General features: G+C 53.4%; 14 protein-coding genes. 4 read left to right on the top strand and 10 right to left on the bottom strand.

What is annotated here, in order from left to right; all coding sequences use genetic code 11:
- Window positions 1-15 precede the first annotated feature (15 nt).
- From ACH50O_RS02590 to bfr, 3 genes are all read left to right on the top strand, one after another.
- Window positions 16-2,274 carry a COR domain-containing protein gene (locus ACH50O_RS02590; protein ID WP_446810500.1) on the top strand — a complete coding sequence of 753 codons (2,259 nt, stop codon included), beginning with the start codon at window positions 16-18 and terminating at the stop codon, window positions 2,272-2,274.
- A gap of 40 nt (window positions 2,275-2,314) precedes the next feature.
- Window positions 2,315-3,289, top strand: a complete 975-nt coding sequence (locus ACH50O_RS02585) for a CobW family GTP-binding protein (protein ID WP_446810499.1) — start codon at window positions 2,315-2,317, stop codon at window positions 3,287-3,289.
- Between the two features lie 137 nt (window positions 3,290-3,426).
- Window positions 3,427-3,894 (top strand): bacterioferritin, encoded by a 468-nt coding sequence (gene bfr, locus ACH50O_RS02580; RefSeq protein WP_446810498.1) that lies wholly within the window; start codon window positions 3,427-3,429, stop codon window positions 3,892-3,894.
- A 72-nt stretch (window positions 3,895-3,966) separates the two neighbouring features.
- On the opposite strand, the gene ACH50O_RS02575 is transcribed toward bfr, so the two are convergent.
- The 7 genes from ACH50O_RS02575 to ACH50O_RS02545 form a co-directional block, all read right to left on the bottom strand.
- Window positions 3,967-7,113 (bottom strand): response regulator, encoded by a 3,147-nt coding sequence (locus tag ACH50O_RS02575; protein WP_446810497.1) that lies wholly within the window; start codon window positions 7,111-7,113, stop codon window positions 3,967-3,969.
- A 25-nt stretch (window positions 7,114-7,138) separates the two neighbouring features.
- Window positions 7,139-7,576: a response regulator gene (locus tag ACH50O_RS02570; protein ID WP_446810496.1), complete on the bottom strand. Its 438-nt coding sequence runs from the start codon at window positions 7,574-7,576 to the stop codon at window positions 7,139-7,141.
- Window positions 7,573-10,686, bottom strand: a complete 3,114-nt coding sequence (locus ACH50O_RS02565; protein ID WP_446810495.1) for an ATP-binding protein — start codon at window positions 10,684-10,686, stop codon at window positions 7,573-7,575. The genes ACH50O_RS02570 and ACH50O_RS02565 overlap by 4 nt, the downstream gene beginning before the upstream one ends.
- 112 nt (window positions 10,687-10,798) lie before the next feature.
- The gene (locus ACH50O_RS02560) at window positions 10,799-11,278 is read right to left on the bottom strand and encodes a DUF4118 domain-containing protein (RefSeq protein ID WP_446810494.1); all 480 of its coding nucleotides are present in this window, start codon (window positions 11,276-11,278) and stop codon (window positions 10,799-10,801) included.
- Window positions 11,275-13,482 (bottom strand): PAS domain-containing protein, encoded by a 2,208-nt coding sequence (locus ACH50O_RS02555; RefSeq protein WP_446810493.1) that lies wholly within the window; start codon window positions 13,480-13,482, stop codon window positions 11,275-11,277. Before ACH50O_RS02555 ends, ACH50O_RS02560 begins: the two co-directional genes overlap by 4 nt.
- Window positions 13,483-13,501: 19 nt before the next feature.
- A complete protein-coding gene (locus ACH50O_RS02550) occupies window positions 13,502-14,419 on the bottom strand; it encodes a response regulator (RefSeq protein WP_446810492.1) in 918 nt (305 codons plus the stop codon).
- Between the two features lie 6 nt (window positions 14,420-14,425).
- Entirely contained in the window at window positions 14,426-15,526 is a 1,101-nt protein-coding gene (locus ACH50O_RS02545) for a response regulator (protein WP_446810491.1), read from the bottom strand.
- A 301-nt stretch (window positions 15,527-15,827) separates the two neighbouring features.
- On the opposite strand from ACH50O_RS02545, the gene tgt reads away from it, so the two are divergent.
- The gene (gene tgt / locus ACH50O_RS02540; protein ID WP_446810490.1) at window positions 15,828-16,937 is read left to right on the top strand and encodes a tRNA guanosine(34) transglycosylase Tgt; all 1,110 of its coding nucleotides are present in this window, start codon (window positions 15,828-15,830) and stop codon (window positions 16,935-16,937) included.
- Between the two features lie 56 nt (window positions 16,938-16,993).
- Here the strand turns inward: tgt and ACH50O_RS02535 are convergent, their stop codons facing one another.
- From ACH50O_RS02535 to ACH50O_RS02525, 3 genes are read right to left on the bottom strand one after another with little or no spacing between them, the layout of a single operon-like run.
- The gene (locus ACH50O_RS02535) at window positions 16,994-20,032 is read right to left on the bottom strand and encodes a hypothetical protein (protein WP_446810489.1); all 3,039 of its coding nucleotides are present in this window, start codon (window positions 20,030-20,032) and stop codon (window positions 16,994-16,996) included.
- A gap of 1 nt (window position 20,033) precedes the next feature.
- Complete coding sequence (locus tag ACH50O_RS02530) at window positions 20,034-21,398, bottom strand: tetratricopeptide repeat protein (RefSeq protein WP_446810488.1); 1,365 nt, start codon at window positions 21,396-21,398, stop codon at window positions 20,034-20,036.
- Window positions 21,399-21,408: 10 nt separating this feature from the next.
- A complete protein-coding gene (locus ACH50O_RS02525) occupies window positions 21,409-22,356 on the bottom strand; it encodes a lysylphosphatidylglycerol synthase transmembrane domain-containing protein (protein WP_446810487.1) in 948 nt (315 codons plus the stop codon).
- Between the last annotated feature and the right edge of the window lie 37 nt (window positions 22,357-22,393).

Below are 22,393 nucleotides of genomic sequence, written 5' to 3'. Positions count from 1 at the left end.
CAAATCAGCGATCTGATGCCGCTGGCGGACTTAACGCAACTACAGCAGCTTGACTGCTACAGCACCCAAATCAGCGATTTGACACCTTTGACCGGCTTACACAATTTGAAAAAGCTGGATGTAGGCCTTACTGAAATTACCGATCTTTGGCCGCTACGTGGCCTTATTCAAAATCGAATAGATGTGTCTTGGAATTCCAACGCATTTTTTGAGAATGATTCCGTCATTTGTATCGGAGATTGTCCGCTAATCTGCCCGCCAGTCGAAATCGCCCGCGAGTCGCCGCAGGCGGTGCGCGATTATTTCGAGGAATTGGCGGACGACGGCGAGCGGCTGAACGAAGTCAAAGTGATCTTCCTCGGCGAAGCCTCGGCCGGCAAGACTTCGCTGGTGAAACGGCTGATGAACGAAGCCTTCGACAGCCAAGAGAGCCAGACCCACGGCATCCGCATCCGCCAGGTGCCGTTTGAGATGAGCGACGGCGAGCAAGTCACCGCGCATTTATGGGATTTCGGCGGTCAGGAAGTGATGCATGCCACCCACCAGTTTTTTCTGTCGCAGCGTAGCGTGTACGTGTTAGTGCTCAACAGCCGCAACGACGACCAAGCCGAAAAATGGCTGAAACACGCCGACAGCTTCGGCGGCCGCTCGCCGGTGTTGGTGGTGTTGAACAAGATCGACGAAAATCCGTCCTTCGAAGTCGAGCGCAAGAGCCTCGTCGAAAAATACCCGCGTATTCAAGGCTTTTACCGGCTATCCTGCGCGCAAGCCGAGCATCCGGGCTTTATCGAGTTTCGCGAGGCCTTGCGCTGGCAAATCGAACAGGCCGACACCCGGCGCACGCCGTTTCCGGCGCATTGGTTGGCGGTGAAGCAGCGCTTTGTGCAGATGCAGCAAGATTACGACTACATCGAATCCGCCGAATATCGGCGGGTGTGCCAGGAACTAGGCGTCACCCGCCCGCTCAGCCAGGACGTGTTGCTGCAATTTCTGCACGATCTGGGGGTGTTGATCAATTTCCGCAACCTGCAGTACTTCGACACCCAAATCCTGAATCCGCTGTGGCTGACCAACGGCGTGTATCGCATCATCAACTCGGGCATCGTCGCCGAACGCGGCGGCTTACTGCGGGAAGCCGATTTCGATACGGTAATCAACGATCCGCGCTACCAAAGCCACAACACTAACGAGCGCGAATTCGTTTACCCTAAGCACAAACTGCATTACATCGTGCGGGTGATGCAGGAGTTCGAGTTGTGCTTCCCCATCGGCCCCAGCGATTTTATCGTGCCGCAATTATTGCCGGTCAGCGCGCCGGAATTTCAGGTCGAAGGGGCCTTGCTGCGGTTTGTGATGCATTTCCCGGCGTTATTGCCAAACAGCGTATTTCCTCGGCTGATGGTGAAATTACAGGGCTTTATTCGCGGCGAAGAACGCTGGCGTACCGGCATGGTGTTGCACAAACCGTCGGTGTTCGGCGCGCTGGCGAGGGTACGTTGGGACAGGGAAGATCAACAATTATTGATCGATATTTACGGTGCCGACCGGCGGCGTTTGCTGAGTTATATCCGGGAAACTGTAAAGGAAATCGTCGCTGACTTTACCGGTTTGGATTTCGTCGAGCGGGTGCCGGTACCGGATTGCGACGGCTACAAGGATTACGACGAATTGTTCGAAGCGGAAAAAGCCGGCGAAACCGACATTTTCGTTAAGGAACTGAAAAAGCGTATTCCCCTCGCCACGCTGTTGGACGGTATTGAAGAGGCTGCGATGCGCGATGAAAATCAGCAAGTGCCGGTCAGAGCCTTCGTTTCGTACTCGCACAAAGATTTGGCGTACGTCAAAACCCTGCAAAGCGCTTTGTCGCCATTGGTGCGTTTGCAAAAACTCAGCCTTTGGCACGACCGCGATATCGACGCCGGCGCGGAATGGCGCCCGGAAATTCTACAACAACTGGAACAGGCCGATATTGTGTTGTGCTTGGTTAGCCAAGACTTCGTCAACTCGGACTTTTGCTACCTGCAGGAGTTCGAGACGGCATTGGCTGCCCACCGGCGCGGCGAGAAGACCATCATGCCGATCAGGCTGAGAAAAACCGACTGGCAGGACTTACCCATTGCCGAAATTCAAGGCGCACCCGAGGAGTGGATTACCTCCGCCGCGAACCCGGACGAGGCTTGGTGCCGCGTTTCGGAACGGCTCAGACCGTTAATCGAAACAGCCAGGGCGCGGAAATTGCGCAAATTGCGGGAAGACGGCGAGCGAATCAGATAAATTCGCTTCTCGCAACTAAGCGCCATATTTTGGATTTAACATGCCTCAAGCCATCCCCGTCATTCTCATTACCGGCTTCCTCGGCAGCGGCAAGACCACGTTGCTGAACCGGCTGCTGGCGGATGGGGTGAAGACCGCCGTGGTGATTAACGAATTCGGCGAAATGCCTATCGATCAGGATTTGCTGGCAAACCAAAATCTACCGCTGACGGTACTGTCCGGCGGTTGCCTGTGCTGCAAAGTAAAAGGCACGCTGGCGCCGACCTTAAAAAACCTGCGGATGGCTTGGGAGCAAGCTGCAAGCAAGCCTTTCGAACGGCTGATTATCGAGGCTAGCGGCGTCGCCAGCCCGGAGCCGATTTTGGACACACTGTTGCGCGAACGCTGGCTGTCCGGCCGTTATCGTTTGCAAAGCGTTGTCACCACGCTGGCGATACCGTCGGCTATCGAGCAACTGGATCGTTTCGCGGAGGCTCGCGCCCAGGTTGCTTGGGCGGATAGTTTGCTTTTGACGCACGCCGATCTGGCTACCGACCAACAACAAATTGCGCTGGATCGGCGCCTGCCGCTCATTGCGCCGGCCACACCCAGGCACCGGACAGGCCTTGACACATACGCCGATAGCTTGTCGGCGATAACAAGCCCGACGATACGCCGCCTACCCGCCGATAACCCAGTGCCGGCTCATGGTTTCCGCAGCATCTCGCTGCATCTGGATCGGCCGCTGCCTTGGCCGCAACTGGAAGCGATCCTGCAAGCCTTGTTAGCGCGTCATCCGGTCGATTTGCTGCGCGTCAAAGGCGTGGTATATACGCCGGACACCGCCGAGCCGATCTCGATCCAAGCCGCCGCCAATCGCCTTTATCCCCCATACGCGCTGCCGTCCCGCGCCGCTGAAGACAAGCGCGGGCGGCTGGTTTTCATCGCCAACGGCGACATCGAACGGCTAGCCGACGATATAAAGCAAGTGTTTGGCTTCGGTATCGTAAGCAATGCACTCAGATTACACCGCTAACTCAACTAATTTGACCGGAACAAAAACCGATGCGCTAGGCTAGCGGCCGCATCAAGCCTTTAAAACCCAGGAAGCGTGGGCTTGTTTGTATTACCATAGCCGGCAGCGTATCTATAAACTTTATTGGGGGACCGCAGATGCAAGGCGATAAACAAGTCATAGCGCATTTAAACGAATTACTGGCCGGCGAGTTGACGGCTATCGATCAATATTTCATTCATTCCCGGATGTATGAAAACTGGGGCTTCAGCAAACTTTACGAACGCATCAATCACGAGGTGCAAGACGAAACCGGCCACGCCGACGCATTGATCAAGCGGATTTTGTTTCTGGAAGGCATACCGGATTTATCCAAGCGCGAACCCTTGGCGGTAGGCGCCACCGTACCGGAAATGCTGAAAAACGATTTGGCGGTGGAATATAAGGTAGTGGCGGACTTGCGCAAAGTCATCGCCTATTGCGAAAGCGTTCGCGATTACCAGACCCGGGAAATTCTGGAAGTGATGCTGGACGATACCGAGGAAGACCACGCCCACTGGCTGGAACAACAGTTGGGTTTGATAGACATCATCGGTTTGCAAAATTATCTGCAATCGCAACTGTAATCGCGGCGGCTCAGTCTCATCGACACTAAAATGCCGCAGTCCGTACTGCGGCTTTACACGGGGCAAACCTGTTTAATTTTCCGCATTCCGCAAGGTCAGCAACGCGGCTTGGTAGTTGAAAGCGTCCATTTGCCGGGTAAAAACCGTATAAGAATTACCCAGTTTCACGCTTAATAGTGCCGCGGATTCTCGGGCCAAACGACTTGCCCGAGCATCCCCGGTATTGAGTAGGCTTTCCAGTTCGGCAAGCAACAGGGCGTAGTTTTCCTGATCAATGTCCACTGCGTGCTGTTCGACCGGCGAGGATGGATCGAACAGCGCCAAAATGTCTTGCGTCAATGTATTCAACTCGATATCGCATAGCCCGGCCAACTCAATACATTCGGCTATATCGACATGCTCGCCGATCGCTTGAACCAACTTCCCCGCCAGTTCCGCAACCCGTCGCGCGCCCAGGGTGCCGGCAACGCCCTTCAAGCTGTGGCTCAGGCGCTTTGGCTCCTCGAAATCGCCGTTGGCCAGGCAGGCCTGAATTCGCCGCATATCTTCGCCGTGCGAATCAGCAAACATTCTTAACAAGCGTGCATACTTAGTAGCATCGCCCTTTGCCACCGCCAAGCCTTGCGTAATATCCAATCCGCCAATGGCCCGCAGCGCCGCGAATTCCGGCGTTGGATTGCTACTATTTTGCCGGTACTGAATAGCTTGCCTGGTTTTATCGGTCCGACGCCGCCGCGATCCGGAGCGCTCCAACCAACCCAGCAAAGCCGCATATAAGTCTTCCGGTATGACTGGTTTGGCGACAAAGTCGTTCATACCGGCCGCCAGGCAAATATGCCTATCCTCCTCGAACGCGGCTGCCGTCATCGCCAAAATCGGTAACGGCGCATAACTCGGCTGCTCGCGGATGGCTTTAGTGGCGTCCAGGCCATCCATCTCAGGCATCTGTACATCCATCAACACCAAGTCGTAGTCGTTTTTGCGGACTTTTTCCAGCGCAATCAAGCCGTTTTCAGCGGTGTCTACCGCCAGTCCGACGCCGTGCAATAACTCCAAAGCCACTTCGCGATTAATCGGGTTGTCTTCGGCCAACAGTATGCGGGCGCCGGCATAATTTCGCCGCAACAACATCTCGGCATCCGATGTTTTTTCCCTGTCAATCGCCGGAACCACCCCATGGCCGCGCTGCACACGTACGGTAAACCAAAAGGTGCTGCCCTGACCGAGCGTACTGTCCACGCCGGCGTTGCCGCCCATTATTTCGGCCAAACGCCGGGTGATCGCCAACCCCAGACCTGTACCGCCGTACTTGCGGGTGGTGGATACGTCGGCCTGGGCAAAGGCTTGAAATAACGCGACTTGCTTTTCCTGTTCGATACCGATGCCGGAATCGCTGACCTCAAACCGCAATAGCAATCCGGCCGAACTTTCTTCCAACACCCTCGCCGTCATACGAATCGAACCATGCTCGGTAAATTTTACCGCGTTGGTCGCATAGTTGAGCATGGCCTGCCGCAAACGCGTGGGATCGCCGCGCAACCAAAGCGGCACGTCGCCGCCGTCGACTTCAACTGTCAGGCCCTTGGTTTTAGCCTGATCGGCAATGATGGAACGAATATGATCCAATACCGCCGCCAGAGCAAAATCGGTTTGTTCCAGCTCCAGTCGGCCGGAATCGATCTTGGACAAATCCAGCACATCGTTGATGATGGACAATAAGTGCTGAGCGGCGGTGTCGATTTTGTCCAAGCGTTCGATTTGTTCGGGAGTGGGGTTATTTTGCCGCAACAAATAATTGAGACCGATGATGGCATTCATCGGCGTACGAATTTCGTGACTCATATTGGCTAGGAAAGCGCTTTTGGCCTGATTGGCGGAATCGGCCAATGCTTTGGCCGATTCCAGTTCGGCAGTACGGCTGGCGACCAAATCCTCCAAATGATGCCGGTACTGCTCCAACTCTACCGCGACCCGCTTTTTCTCGGTGATGTCTTCCTGCACCGCAACAAAGTGGGTAATGGTGCTGTCCGCCTGCCGAATCGGAATGATGATGGCAAATTCCACATATTCGGTGCCGTCCTTGCGCTTATTAAAAAACTCGCCTTTCCAGGTCTGACCGAGGCGGATGGTTTGCCAAACCGAGGCAATGGTGTCCGGCGGCGTTTTACCGGATTTAAGCAATCGAGGATTTTTGCCGATAACTTCCTCGCGGCTATACCCGCTGATCCGCGTAAACGCCTCGTTGACGTACTCTATGTCACCCTTCAAATCGGTAATAATGATGCTGGTGGGGCTTTGCTCCACGGCTTGTGCTAACTTGCGCAACTCCTGTTCGGCCTGTTTGCGTTGCGTGATATCCAGGTTAATACCAAACAGCTTTATCGGCTTGCGCTCGGCGTCGTACTCAGCGCGCCCCATACTGACCAGCCAGCGGGTTTCGCCGGAATCCAACAGGTAACGAAACTCGACCTGAAACGGTTCTCCCCGCAGGATATGTTCTCGCCACTGAGCATCGATCAAGGGTTTGTCTTCCGGATGCACATGCACCAGCCATTCCTGATTGCTGTGCAAGCTGCCACTGACCGGTACGCCGAAAAGCCGTTCGCATTCCGGTGACCAATAGCCTCTATCGCTCTGGATGTCCCAGTCCCATATACCAATGTGGGCACCTTCCTGCGCCATCAACAGTCGCCGCTCACTCTCGCGCAGGGCTTCTACCGCGGCCTCGGCGCTAACCCTGGCAGCGATCGCGTCCTCCATCAAATTCAATGCGGCCAGTTGCGCCTGATGCTGCTCCAACAACGCTCGCTCTTGATTTTCGCGCAAGGCTTGTTCGGCGGCCCTTCGGTTACGGCGTTCATCGCATTCTTGAATCGCGCGGCGGATGGACGGCTGCAAGCGAATCAGATTGTCCTTGAATACAAAATCCACCATGCCCAACCGCAGCAGATCCATGACGGTTTCTTCGCCGACGCTGCCGGATACCAGAATAACCGGCAGGTCGGGATGATAAGCTTGGATACGTTGCAGCGTGGCGCGGATATCCATGCCGGGTACGTTGTAATCCGACAGCACCAAATCCCATTCGCGCTGCAATGCCAAATTTAAGGCCGCCTCGCTATCGACACGAAGGCACTCGTTTGTCAGATCGTGCTGCCGCAAATGACGCTGCACCAACAGAAAGTCGGTTACAACATCCTCAATTATCAGTATGTTCAACTTGGCATTCATACCCGTATCAAAGTCAAACCGGCGGCTCGTTGGTCGCTAGCCAATAGACCCCCAATCGCGCCACGGTCTCGGCGAAATCCGCAAAACAAACCGGCTTGCGGACAAAACTATTGGCACCGATCCGGTAACTCTGCAACCGGTCAAGCTCTTCGTCGGAGGAGGTTAGAATGACCACAGGCAACAGTGCCGTCCGTTTGTCGGCACGCAGTTTTTCCAGCACTTCCAGACCGGAAAGCCTGGGCAAACCGATATCGAGCAGTACCACGGTCGGCAACGCCGGGCCTTCGCGGCCGGAAAACTCGCCTTCTTTAAACAAAAAATCCACGGCCTGTTGGCCGTCCCGCACGACATCAATCTGATTAGCCAGATTCGCTTTGCGCAGCGCGCGTAGGGTCAGCATTTCATCCTGAGGATTATCTTCCACTAACAGGATAGTCTTGGCGTCGCTCATATTGCCTCCGTTTTGTCCCGCGTCAGTCCGGCGGGAAACTCCGATAAAGTGAAGCAGAAAACTGCACCCTTGCCCGGTTCGCCGCTAGACTGGATGGTGCCGCCATGCCGATGCACGATTCGTTGTACCGTGGCCAGTCCGATGCCTATCCCCGGAAACTCTTCCTGGCGATGCAAGCGCTGAAATGGATGAAACAAGCGGCCGGCGTGCGCCATATCGAATCCGGCCCCATTGTCCGCCACGCAGAAACGCCTCCCACCATCCACTTGTTCCGTATAAACCCGAATGCAGGCGGCATCGGTCTTTGCCGTATATTTCCAGGCATTACCCAATAGATTGCGCATCAACACTTCTATGGTACGGCCATCGCCGTTCGCTAACAGGCCGGACTCTATTTCGAGCCGGACGTTACGTTCGGGTTCGGTTTGCTTTAGCTCCGCCAAAATTTGCGCTGCAAGCCCAGAAAGATTTATCCGATCAAGGCGTAACTCGCCGCGGCTGGTGCGGGACAGCGCCAATAAGCCGTCGATCAAATCGTTCATTTTTCGGCTGGCCAATTCTATTTGTTCAAGGAACACAGCGGCTTCGCCCTGCAATTTGTCGCCATAATCCTGAATCAGCGCTTGACTAAAACCGCTCATGGCGCGCAACGGCGCCCGCAAATCGTGCGAAACCGCGTAGGCAAAACTATCCAGTTCTCGATTCGCCGCGCTAAGTTCGGCGGTACGGGCAAGAACACGGTGTTCCAGATCGGCATTTAGTTGGCGCACCGCCTCCTCGGCAAACTTGGCAGCAGAAATATCTTCGGTCGAGATTATGATGCCGCCGATCTCGCCGTTTTCGTCGGTCCACGGCAATACCGCCCAGCGCAACCAACGTTTACTGCCATCGGCCTGTATCCACTGATCCTCGTCGTTCTGCACGGTTTCACCGTCCAGGCCTTGGCGGTGCACCTGCCGCCATTCCACCGGCATATCGGGATAAACTTCGTAATGATTGCAACCAACCAATTCGGCGCGCCCTCTGCCATAGTCCTGCAACCAACGACCACTAACGGATAAATAATTCATATCGCGATCGAACATCGCAATACTGACAGGCGCATGCTGGATGAAGGCGACTAACTGCGCGCGCGATTTCTTCAGGCTTTCCTCAATCTGTTTGCGCTCGGTGATATCTTCCACCACGGATATAAAATAATCCGGCGAGCCGTCCGCTTTATGCGTCAACGCCACCGTCAAATTAATCCAGACCAACCGGCCATCCTTGCGAATATAGCGTTTTTCCATGGCATAGTTTTCTATGACCCCGGCGACCAACTGGTTCAAGTAATTTAAATCGGTTTGCAGATCGTCCGGGTGAGTAATATCCTGAAAACCCAACAACATCAATTCATCGTGAGAATAGCTAACAATCTGGCACAATTTGCGATTAACCCGCAACCAACGGCCATCCGGCGCCACCAAAGCGATGCCGACCGCCGCTTGCTCAAAAGTGGCTGCAAACCGCGCCTCGCTCCGACTCAAGGTTTCGGCATTGCGCCTGTGCGCTAAAACCAGCCCGCTCACCCGCGCCAACAATTCATCGACCATGAACGGCTTGCCGAGATAATCCTGTACCCCGTTCTCGAGCATGGTTATACGTTGCTGATCGTCCGCCTTGGCGCTCAGCATCACGATAGGCACCTCCAACATGCTCGGTTGCCGGCGCAGTTCCGCCACCAGCTGGTCGCCGCTCAGCCGCGGCATCATTAAATCGCAGAGTATCAAGTCCGGGCGCAACGCCAAGGCGCGCTCGAGTCCCTCGCGGCCGTCATAGGCACTGGCGACTCGGTAGTATGGCCGCAGCGTCTCGGCAATAAACGCGTTCATATCGATATTATCTTCAACCACCAAAATCAGCGGCGCGCAGGCGCTGGCTTCGCCGGCGCCTGCGTGAACCGAATTCCGTGTGAAACCGTTGGCTTCATCCACGGGGCGATGCTCCAAAAGCAGATCGAGCCGGCTGGCCGAATCCCGAATCGTGCAGCCTGGCGGTGCCATTTGCGGTATGCGGATAAGGAATAAGGCCCCTCCATCCGGTGCGTCTCCCAGCCATACCGAACCGCCATGCAATTCGGCAAACTCCTTGACAATCGCCAATCCCAGGCCGGTACCGCCAAATCGGCGTTGCGCGCCGCCTTCCACTTGCCGGAAACGCTCGAATACCAGGGATCGCATGGCTTCCGGCACGCCTGGGCCGCTATCCGCCACCTCAATTAGGATACTACCGGTCTCCTGTCGCAGACCGATATGAATACGACCGTTATCGGGCGTAAACTTGAATGCATTGGCCAGCAGATTGAGCAAAATGCGCTGCACTTTTTCGCCATCCGCTTCGCAGATTAGCTGCTCCGGCACGTCAATCCGATAAGCAATACCCTTCTCCCGCGCCAGAGAAGCAAACTGTGCCGCTATGGTCCGGCTTAAACCGCCGATATCGATACGCGCGTACTCAATGTCCATCTGGCCGGCTTCCAATTTGGCCGCATCCAACAAGTCGCTGACCTGACGGTATAGGAGTCGCGCGTTGCGTAAGATCATTTCGTCTTCCCGGCGCAATTCTTCAGGCAGATCATCCGCCGCCTGCCGCCGCGTCAGCGGGCTGATAATCAGAGTTAAAGGCGTGCGCAGTTCGTGGCTGATGTTGGCAAAAAACTCGGATTTGAGTCTATCCAATTCCAAAGAACGCTGATAAAGCCCGGATAAAGTCTCTTTCGCCGCCCGGGTTTCCGCCAGCGCGATTTCGGTGTTCTGCTGCGCCCGCCGCAAACGCTCCTGGGTATCGCTGAATAAAATGCCCATGGCCAGAAACATGATCGCCGCATAGATATTAGATGGTTTCTCGATCGCCCAGCTCAATTGCGGCGGAATGAAAAAATACCAAACTAAAGCAACGCTTATCAAAGTACTGGTCAAACCGCCCCAAAAACCGCTCAGCCGAGCACTGAAGAATACAGCCGGGAAAAATAAAAACCAGACGAAGGGAGAAATCCAGGGCCACAGCATCCATTGCAGGCCCAATGCCAGCAGTGGCAAGACCAGACTCAGCCCGCGAACGGCAAATTTCATGACTTGGCGCCCACTGCTTCCCGCAAACCATCTTGCGTTAGGACGGCCAACGGATACAGCGGTTCTTGTCGTAGTTGTAACGAAAGCCGGTTCATCTGTTGCTTGAGTGCATTCATGTCCGCTTTCCGCCACGCCATGGCCCGATTCCGGAACAGGCTTTCGCTTTTTGCCGCAGCCCGTCCTCGCCCCCTAATAATCGATGCCGTCGTTGCCGCAAATACAACATAAATTCGCTCATCAGGCTAATCGATAAGCTACAGAAAATCAGTAGTATCCATTCAAGAGCACCGGATTCGGTGGCAACTACCAATCCATGAAACGGCGCAAGCATAAAATAACAGAAGACGATTGCCGACATTCCGGTTGCCCGCAGCCCAGGCCCTAAACCTCCTAACCAGGCGCTGACGATTACCGGAAACAAAAACAGCATGATGAGCGGGCAATTGCCGAAAGGCTGCGGCAATAAGCTGAGAACGGTCGGCGCGAGGACGGGAAACAACACGGCAAACAGATTTGCCGTTTTTCTCCGCCGCAAATAGAACGATCGGGCTTGTGTTGGTAAATCGTAGTCCGGCCGGCCAGCGCGGCTCATGGATCGCTCGGCTTGGAAGACTGCTCGGCATCCGCTAGAAAAGTCTGCGTATACGGCGGCAAGCGGCCAAGTTCATCTGATAACGCGTTGACCTGCTGTTTAAGTTTAATCATGTCCAATTCGCGTCCCACCATGGCGCGATTGAAGCGTTCCAATTCTTCATTACGCGCTTGTAACTCGTCCGCCTGCCGGCTCAGAGCGTCCTCGGTAGCTTTCCGGCTGCTGACATCAAGTATAAACCCTATAACAGCGGGCCGTTGCAGATACTCAAAGCTACGCCCATGTACCTCCAAGTCGATATATTGGCCATCGCGACGCATCCCCTCGAAGCAATAATGCAAATCGCGAATTTCACCGTCGATTCGCCGCCGCAAATTTTCCAACACCGTAGCGCGGTCCTTCGGACTAACCAGATCGGCGACAGATTTGCCCGCTATAATCTCCATCGGATCCTGATAGCCGAAGATAGCGGCAAAACCCGGATTGACGTAAGCGAAACGATCGTCCTGAATAATATAAATACCGGCCAGAGACTGTTCCACCAAGCCGCGAAAGCGGGCTTCGCTCTCGCGTAATTCGATCTCGGCCTGCTTGCGTTGAGTAATGTCGCGCGAAATACCGAACACACCTATCACCTTGCCGTCGGCGTCACATAACGGGCCCTTTGTGGCCAGGAACACTCGGGGGCCGAATTGGGTGTCGAGCGTTTCTTCCTGAGTTAAGGTGATATTTTCGGCCATCACCCGGCGGCCGACTTCTTGCAAATGCTCTGCTTGTTGCTGCGGAAATATCGTTTTATCGTCCTTACCCAATACCTCTTCAATCGGCACACCTACGAAGTTACTGGCAGCGGTATTAAACAGGATATAACGTCCATCGACGTCCTTGGCGAAGATGGCATCGGTAGAAAGGTCGGATATGGCGGCCAGCAAGTCGAGCGCACGGAGCCGTTCCGCTTGCGACTCCTGAATGGCCTGCACCAACGCCAAACTCTGGCTCTGCCGCAAGACATAAAAACCGGCGCACGCAATAAACAGGGTCAAGCAGCCGACACAAGCAATCCAGACAACTTCGCTTTTGGCCTTGCCATACATTTCGACCTTATCCAATTTGGTTAACAGCATCCAGTCGGTGCCGCGAATAGCCTGCGCCATGCCCAGCGCGGCAAAATTGTTATATTCCCTGCCCTCCAGGGCACTCCCAAATTTAACCTCACCGATAACAGCTTGACTGGCCAACAGGTTTTTCGTGTTGATTGGCAACCGTAGCGATAACGGAGCATCAGGCCGAAACCGCAACGGGCTGAGATAAACCACCTCGTCGCCATCGCGCCGCAACAAAAAAGTTTCTCCGCTGTCGCTGACCACCGGCCAGTTTGCCAGGACAGGGAATAGCCAATCTTGCAAATTAATATGCAGAATAACCAATGGCGCCGAAACCGGCTGCGCCATCAGCGGCACTACAAAATCCAATAGCACTTTCCCAGCGCCATCCCTGTAAGGATTGACCAGTTGGACTTGGCGACGGCTTGTCGATAGCTGCGCGGCGGCCGACACAGCGGCATTAAGTTCGATAGGAGCATCCGTGGACCCCCATAAGCGCTTACCTTGCGGACTGAGTAGGCTTATCGCAAAAATCCGCCGGCTTTGACGAAATTGGTCCAATCGCAGTTGCAGTCGTTCGGCGCTTTGCATATCGCCATTGATCTGCCAACGTTGATACTGCTCGACGAAAAGCTCGCTGGTCCGGATAAAGTCCGCATCGCCCCAGCGTTCGTTGAGCCAATCGTCGATTTGCCGGGCCTTGAGGCCGGCTATGGCCTGGATCCGCCCCAATTCTTCTTGTTCGTGTTGCTGAAGCGTGTAAAAAATGCCGGTAGCCGTCAAGGCAATAATAGCGGTCACCAAGACAGCTAAAGGCAATAGCAAACGTCGAGAACTCTGTATACCAACTTTAGGTTCCTGATTGCCGAGGAACCAGCGACGCATCAAACCATAGAGCAGCAAGGAGGTAATGGCCACATAAAACCAGCCTTTAAGCATACTCGCCAGCATGATTTGGTCCGGTTCGGTAAAAAACCGCTGTATCAAGCGATCGGAGACTAATATCCAAATGGCGGCAAAAATGGCGTATACCAATACAATGGCAATTATCCTGCTGCGCCTGACCGAGGTTAATGTTAAACGGTCATTATCGGCTGGCATATTGGTCTTCAAAGCAGGATTAACTAACTAACTCGCAAGGCTTGGAAACACCGTTCACTATGGCCAACACCGTGTTACCGTTGCCTTGATACTCGAGATAATCGAAACTCATCATCCTAGCCATGGCAATACCGCGACCGTGCAGATCGAAAACGCGTTCCGGCGAGAAATCCAGAAAATCCTTCGCATCGAAACCTTGGCCCTGATCTCGAATCGTAAAGACCAATTTGTCAGGCTGGCGCTGAAAATGAACCGCTACAACCCGGCTGGCAAACTCCGGCAACGCCAAGCGCCGTTGAATTTCTTCCTGCCAAGTACCTGCAAGTAACAACTCTCCCTTCTCAGCATATGAAATACCCAAATTACCGTGTTCGACGGCGTTAATCAAAAGCTCTTGCAAGCCCTGAATTACGCGTTCCGGCTCGGGGCAAGCTTTAGCCAGATAATTTGCCACTAGTCGGCCTTCTTCAAGACTGCGAAAACAAAAACTGCAATCGCGAATAAATGTCAGCGACTGTTCGACGCGGCTGACATTTTCCAACATCTCCTGCAATTCCTGGCTTTGTTGGAGCGCGGCATTGATTACCGCCAACAATATTTCGGGTTGGATCGGCTTGGTCAAATAGTAATAAGCGCCTTGGCTAAGGCCTTCCTGAATGCTCATCTTATCGCCGCGCGCGGTCTGGATAATCACCGGAATCCGGGCTAGCGCCGGCTCGGCTTTTATCCGGCTCAACAACTCTATCCCGTCCATCAAGGGCAAGCCTCTGTCCAGCAGCACTAAATCGTAGCGGGGATCGTTTCGCAATCTGTCCCATGCCGCTACGCCATTGTTGCAAACCGTAACTTGAAAACCTTCGGCGGCAAGCAAATCCCGAATAATAATCTCGATGATTTCTTCGTCTTCGACCAGCATGATGCGAGCGGCTTGGGACATTAGTCTTTACTCCACGCCGGAATCGAGATGACACGCGGCAATATCGCCAAACACGCCGAAATCGGCCAGAAATGCATCGGTCATATCCGGATCGAAATGTAAACCGCGTCCTTCGGCGATAATCGCTTTTACCTGATCGATTGCCATGGGTTCCTTATACACGCGCCGCGAAATCAGCGCATCAAAGACATCGGCCAAAGCCATAATTCGGGCCGATACCGGGATCGCATCGCCAACCAAAGCGTCCGGGTATCCGCTACCATCCCATTTTTCGTGGTGCCAATGCGCAATTTCCTTGGCCAAAACCAAAAACTCCACTTCCCGTGTCGCATCACGTTCGGCCATTTCGATCGCATCGCTACCCAATTTGGCATGGGTCTTCATCACTATCCATTCCTCCGCGGTCAGTTTGCCGGGTTTTTGCAGGATAGCGTCCGGAATACCGACTTTGCCAATATCATGCAGCGGAGCGGAACGTGTCAGCAATTCAATATAATGATCGGTCAATATCGAGGCAAAGCGCGGATGATTTTGCAAAGCCAGCGCCAAATGCTGCACATAGCCCTGGGTACGCAGAATGTGGTTGCCGGTTTCCGGGTCCCGAGTTTCAGCCAGATGCGCCAAAGCGCGAATGCTGACTTTTTGAATCAATTCGTTTTCGCTCATCCGTTTGGCGATTTCGGCCTCCAGATAAGAATTCTCGTCGCGCAGCCAATCCCGCGCCTGTTTCAACTCCAGTTGAGTACGGATGCGCGCCAGAATAATAGGCGGTAGGATGGGCTTGGTAATGTAATCGACAGCACCGACATCCAAGCCGTGCAACTCTGACTCCATGCTGTCCATCGCCGTGACAAATATTACCGGAATCGGCCTGGTAACTGGATCCGCCCTTAGTCGTTCGAATACTTGATAGCCGTCCATGCCCGGCATCATCACATCCAGCAAAATCAAATCGGGATGCGGCTGTTTGGCAACCATTTCCAGCGCTCTCTGCCCCGAGGTTGCCACAAGTACTCTATATAACGGCTGCAGCAATTCGCTTAGCACCGCCAAATTTTCCGGCGAATCGTCAACGATCAGAATCGTCTGGGTAGTGCCCTTTGGCATATTCACTCCGCAATTGGCATGACTGAAGTTTTCTTTGGAAGCATTGCTTAACATTGTAGCTGATTCGCTTTCACTTATAGCGGCGCGCGAATGATAAACAAAAAAAACAGATTCGTAAGATTTCTATAAGGAAGATGCTGGTGATTCGTCAAATTTCTCCGCGGTTATTGACATGCTGTTGACAAATTTTGGTAGCTAAATAGGCTCCAGGCGTATTTCCCGGTCTTAATCCATAACTCCACTGGTCTGCCGGGCAAAAAGACCGGATAATTCCGGGCTTTTTTACGCTTGCCGGATTTCCATGGAATTCAAACTCAAAACCACCGACGGCCACGCTAGGCGCGGCCAACTGACTTTCGCCCGCGGTATCGTGGAAACGCCGATTTTTATGCCGGTTGGCACTTACGGTACCGTAAAGTCTTTGACGCCGGAGGATTTAACTGAGTTGGGCGCGCAAATTATCCTGGGTAACACCTTTCATTTAATGCTGCGGCCCGGCATGGATGTGATGAAAGCTCACGGCGACCTGCATGATTTCATGCGCTGGCAGAAGCCGATTTTGACCGACTCCGGCGGCTTTCAGGTATTCAGCCTGGGAGCGTTACGCAAAATCAGCGAGCAAGGCGTGACCTTTAAATCGCCGGTCAACGGCAGCAAAATCTTCATGGGTCCGGAAGAGTCGATGGAGGTGCAGCGCGACCTGGGTTCCGACATTGTGATGATTTTCGACGAATGCACCCCCTACCCAGCCACCTATCAAGAAGCCGCCGATTCAATGCGGCTGTCCTTGCGCTGGGCGGAACGCAGCAAACGCGCGCACGAGGGTAATTCATCCGCATTGTTCGGCATCGTGCAGGGCGGCATGTATCCGCAGCTACGCGAGGAATCGATAGCCGGCTTGACCGATATCGGCTTTGACGGTTACGCGATCGGCGGTTTGTCGGTCGGCGAGCCCAAACACGAAATGCTGGCCACCCTGGATGCGATACATCGCAAAATGCCGGTCGACAAACCGCGTTACCTGATGGGTGTCGGCACCCCGGAAGACCTGGTGGAAGGCGTGCGCCGCGGCATCGACATGTTCGACTGCGTGATGCCGACCCGAAATGCCCGCAACGGCCATTTATTCACCCGCAACGGCGTCATCAAAATCAGGAACCAGCAATACCAGTTCGACACGCGTCCGCTGGATGAAAACTGCAGCTGTTACACTTGCAGAAACTACTCCCGGTCTTATTTAAAGCATTTGGACAAATGCAAGGAAATGCTGGGGTCCAGATTAAATACCATACACAACCTACACTACTATCTGGAACTGATGCAGGGTTTACGGGATGCGATAGAAACCCACAGCTTCGACGAATTTACCAATAATTTTTACGAACAGCGCGGCTCGAATAACCCGGTTTAACGCATAAGCCTCAACGCTAACGCCGATACCGAAAACCACCACCAACCGGCAAGTGCTCAATACAGTCCCTTGCCGCTATCCCACAGCAACACCTTACCGCCAAAAAATTCGTATTTCGTCTCGCAGGCCCTGTCCAAAAATGCCAGCAACTCGTCGGACATTTTTTTGTTTTCCATTTCATCCAAAATCACCCACACCCTGGTCTGGCGATTGAATAAATCCCGCACTTCGTCGATATTTTGGATTAATTTGCCGCCGCCCCAGCGATCGACGATTCCGCCTGTAACGCCGCTATGGCGATAGACCTCGTCATAGGACATCGCTTCCATCAAATAATAATCGATCCCGCCCAGTACAATCGCACCCGCCATCGGCGACACCGACATGACTTTGTCTCCGGCGTTTTTTTGCGCCGCAATAAAGTCGTAAGCCGATTCATGACCCATATTATTGGGCCGCAGATAGGAGTCTGCCATGGCTTGCGGGTCCGATTGCAAGGGGATCAGCAAAACTAAGATACCGACTACCATCGTAAGCCAACGCCGCTTGTAAACCGTTTCCACCGCGTCGCGTGCAAATAACTTGTCGGCAAAATAGCCGATCCAGCCATGCGCGGTCAGCACCGCGATGATGATTAAAAACGGATATAGCGGAAACACGTAGCGATTGGCAATCTGCATCAGCAACACCGATGCGATCAACACACTGACCAGGGTGATTAGATACAAGGTAATCATCACCGCCCGTTTGTCGGCGCGTAATTTAAACCAGTACACAATACCCGACAGGAATAAAGCACTGTAAAGCAAAGCAATACGTTGATTGCCGACAAAAAACAGATTAAAGAACACGTGCGGATTGATCAAATGCAACTGCATGATAGAGCCGCTGGAGGTGGCGATACCGACATGCGAGGTCAAACACAAAATCGTGAAAATGGCCATATCGGCCAGCGTGATAAACATCATCGTCACAAAGCCTATGACTACGTTACGGTCTTTCCGCCAGTCGAATGCTTTGTAAAATAATAAACCGGCGATACAGAAAGCCGGAAACGTGATCACAAACACTTCCTGACTCAATACTGTAGCAGTACAAAAAGCAAAAAACAGATTTTGATAAAATTTACCTTCCCGGTAGATAAAACCGCGCAGAAAGTAATACACCGTCATCACACCTAAAAACTGCATGAACTGATAGAAGCGGATGATTCTGGAAACATACACTTGCCAGGGATCCAGCGCCAACAATAATGCGACTAACAAGGCCAAGCCGGTATGCCGGCTCAGTTTCAGCGTCAAGGCATAAGATGCGGCAATCACTCCCAACCCAGGCAGCATCGACAATCCCCGGGCTACCTCTTTTACATCGCCAAACAGCCACAGCCAAACCGCCAATACGTAATGATATAAAGGTGAGCGGGTATAGAGCACACCGGACACGGCTTCCGGCGATAAACCCTTGGTAATGCCACGCGCGGCATCCCAGCTTACGTTTTCATCGGCTTGCAGGTCGTCGAAACCGATCTGGTAATAGCGCAACGCAAATCCGAGCACTAAGGTTAAGACCAAGAAGAAACCGCCGCGCTTGGATCGCCAATCGAAAATCTTGGAGTCTTTGAATACAGCCGGCTTTAGAAAGAACCCAAGCATCGCCACCAACAAGGCCAAAGGTACTAGGCCCATCCAGAAGTTTTGCAAAGCCGGATCGTCAAACCAGAGTGAGCTATCGGTTTCGCCGAAGCGTGCGCGCAATGCCGTCACCAACATTGCAATGAATACCGCAATCGAAAAACACCAGTAGGGAATTTTCTCCCGGCGATCCGTTAACCAGCTGGCTCGCCGACAAAGCAGACTGATAGCCACCAGCGCCATCCCGCATAGAATGCAAATCAACAACCAAAATTGTGTAAATTCAAAAAGCCCGAGACTATCGACCGGTACCGGCTGTTGAAAACTTATTTTGCCGGCAGGCATGGCGGTCGGTATCGCCGTCGCCGGCAGCCATTTTCCACCACCGTTTAGCCAGTCCGGATGTTCGTTTTGCAATGCCTGCCAATGTAAATTGGCGTCCAACACCTGACTACCGATCCTGCCGTCCAGCACCACATTGGGCGGACTATAATCGCCGTCCGGTCTGACCAGACGTAAACTCAGGCGGCCATTGCCGGCGCGTAAGTAACGGCTTACATCAAAAGCCTCGACATTTCCCGAAATGCCGCCCGCGCCGATTTGATTTTCGCCCCAAAACAGATAATACGGCCAAGTGCTCGCCACTCTAATCCATGCCGAAGACTCTTTAGCATCGGCATTTAGCGCAGCCAATTCGATAGCCAGGCGCACATCGCCGGTTAACTGCGGCCCACCGATGCCGACATCCTGACGAGGCGTGGTCCAAATCGCCGGATCCGCCGAAGCAAATACCGGTTTATCGATAGGACCAAGCGGCAAAGCCTGCGGCCAATCCAAATCCGAATAAGCCGGATCGAAATAACGTTGCTCGACCACATTTTTAGCAACAGGCACGGCTCGCCACTGATCGGCACGTCCGCCAACCAGCACGCTCATGCCGTCGCCGATTATCCGGCCCTTGATGGCAAAACGCGGACGATCCGGCGATTGCACGTATACCGCCAAAATATTCTTGCCGGGACGCAACACAGTGCTTAGATCGATATAACGCACCATGCGCCACTCTTCATTGGCGGCGCGCTGCGAGGTCGGGTTGCGCGGAATGTCCCAGCTATGCGGCAAGCCGGCTTGCGGCCGATCCGCGTAACGGCTCTGAAACGGCAAACTGGAATTAATGGAATACTTGTTCCAGGACACTTCCTTACCGTTGACAACCAATTGATAATCGTCGGCCAACAAGGCCACCCAGGCATGTTGCGGTTTAAACGGCAGCATAATTTCCTGCCGAAAAAACGCTCGCCGCTCCGCATTTGACGCGCTTATCCAACCGTCCGGCATCGTGTCTTCGATTAACCCAGCTCGCAACGGCAATAAGTAATTTGCCATGCTCAAGGCTATCAGCAAGGAACCTATCAACAGCCAAGCTATCGGCAACACCCTGAATTTGGCGGCAGGCAGGTTCATATTATTTCCAACTTTCCGGCGTGAGATATTGGCTGTAAAACAGCTGCGCAGCCGGTAGATCGCCACGTTGATAGGCATCCCAACTTTTCGTTAAATAGAACTGGCCGGTAATTGTCAGTTTTTTAAAGGTCAGATACTTTTGCAACATCACAACTTGCTGCATTTCAGCCGCCGCGCGATCAAATTGTTTGTATTTGATATGGACCAAGGCCAAGCCATGCCAGGCCATCGCGGCGGTAGGAAGTTGCAACAGGGTTTTCTGCCACAGTTCTTCTGCCAGCCCGTATTGGCCGGCATTAAAAGCCTGGATACCGTATTCCAGATAAACCGATGCCAGCCAATAACGATACCCCGGAATATCCGATAAAGGATAACGTTCTGCATGCATTGCCGCTTGTTCGGCGCGCCAATATTGACCGGTTTTGATGGCTTTAGCCAACTCATATAGCGCCGCCTCGGGACAATCCGCGCAACCGCGCTCCATCGCCAATTCGCCCAGCTTAGTAAAATAACCGAGAGAAAAGCGTAGAGACGGGTTCCACTCGCCTGCTTGCCGCCAATAGCGTTCCGCAATTAGCAGATCGCCTTTCGCATAACTGTCCTTGCCTTGCTCGATACAGTAATACCCTAATAGTTTGGGCAGCAGCAAACCCATCGTCAGCGTCGCGCAACTCAAGGCCCAAAGTCCGCGCTTGGCCTTGGAGGCGGGTAAGCCGCCGTCCAGTAAGTGCATGGCCAACATTAACAAAGTCAGCCCTACGAGCGCAAAAACCCAGGCGCGGCTGACGAGGTTTAAAAACTCGTTGGAATAGCCCAATATGTTCTGCAACACATGGGTCTGGTATTCCGGCAATATCGCTTCCAACCCCCAAATATCGTCGAAGACACTAGTGCCTATGGTTTCCGGCGGCTGGGATTTGGTATCAATTACATAGGTTTGCCGCCAATCGATTTGCTGCCAATTCAGACTGGCTTCCAGATCGTTGACCACCCGATCGACTTGGCGAAACACCACGCGGGTATCAACGCCGATTTCCGGATACCACTGATTAATTACATAGGGAAACGCCAAGACCAGGCCCAGCAACAGCCAGCCGATACCAGCCAGCAGACCATTTAGTCCCGGCCGACAACGCAGCACGGCAAACGCGGCGAATGCAAAAACCGGAAGCGCAATTCGCAAGCCCAACTCCCAGATTACCGGCGCATGCAACACCGGCGCCAGCGCATCGCGCTCAAAACCGGAAAGGCTGCTGGCGGGCAAAGGATACCAATCGCGCAGAGAAGCTAATAATATGGCCAAGAACGCAACCGCAAAAACATAATAGCCTCTGTGCAAGCCGGCGATCAGTCCTAATATCCTCATCGCTTTGCGCTCATCTTGACCGGGAGAAACTGCCTTGCAATAACAGTAATCCGCCAAACAGGCTGAGTAATAAATTGATGCTGTAAACGCTTAAGGAAATAGACAACACGTCAGCGCTGGATACCCCAATCGAACCGAACAGACTAATCATCACCGCCTCCCGCAGCCCCAAGCCGCCTATCGACAGCGGCACCATCGTAATAATAGTAATCGCCGGCAGGAACAACACAAAATAAATAAAATCGATTTGAATATGCAGTGCCTGGGCAGCCAAGGCATAGTAAATCGCAAACATCAATTGCAGCACCGCCGAAATCAGGGTCGCGCTCGCCAAGGTCTTGCGATGCTTCCGAAACGAATACAGAGCTAGATACAGCTGACTGAGCTTTTCATAGAACGCATGGGGAAACAAGGTCTTGGCAAGCCACAAATTGAAGCGAGCCATGGGCGGGCACCAAATAAACAGTACCACCATCAGCAAAAAAACCACTGAACCGGCCACAGCCATCAAGGTGACATCCGATTGCAATTTGACGAGATTAAACGGCGTGGCCAGCACCGCGATCAAGGTCAGCCCCAACAAACCGGTCAGACGCTCCAGAAACACCGAGACTATCGCCAGATTGGTATTGTTAATGGTTTGGTGCAGTCTGTAGCCCTTAACCACGTCACCGCCCAGGCCGCCCGGAATGAAGTTGTTCAAAAACATCCCTATCATGTAGAAATTGAACAGTTTCCCGACCGGTACGCTGGCGCCTTCCGCGGTTAAGAATTGCTGCCAACGGTAAGCCGAAATCCATTGGCAAATCGCATAATAAAACCAGCCAAACACCACAAACTCCGGCGACAGACTGGTTATTCTGGAAACGAACTGGTCAATATCGGCCACACTGAACAAATATGCCAGCAAACAGCCGCTGACGGTAATTTTCAGTAACAGCATTAATGTGTTTTTCACCTTGAGTTCCCGTTCCCTATCGCGCGAATCCGTTTCG

Source organism: Methylomonas sp. 2BW1-5-20, from assembly GCF_052474515.1.
The sequence above is the reverse complement of the archived record's forward strand: the minus strand, read 5'-3'. Positions and strand labels throughout refer to the sequence as shown.